The sequence below is a fragment of the Exiguobacterium sp. HSB13 genome, assembly GCF_056764755.1.
Genome location: NZ_JBUZOM010000055.1, coordinates 1 through 238 on the forward strand (window position 1 = coordinate 1; position 238 = coordinate 238).

The 238-nt window shown below is 55.0% G+C and carries 1 rRNA gene; it reads right to left on the reverse strand.

The window, feature by feature from the left end:
• Window positions 1–238: ribosomal RNA gene (locus tag ACZGCQ_RS17030) — 23S ribosomal RNA — on the reverse strand; the annotation flags it as partial.

Below are 238 nucleotides of genomic sequence, written 5' to 3' on the forward strand. Positions count from 1 at the left end.
AATTCTCATCTCGCCTACCTGTGTCGGTTTACGGTACTGGCGCCTTCCCCCTCACTAGAGGCTTTTCTTGGCAGTGTGAAATCGTGACCTACGTCCCTACGGGACTCCGCGTCGTTCCTTGACTTTGGTGCCTGACGGATTTGCCAATCAGACGGTCTTGAAACTTGCACATGCACTTCCATCCGCATGCGTCACTATCCTCCTGCGTCCCCCCATTGTTCAAACGGTGGATCGGCGG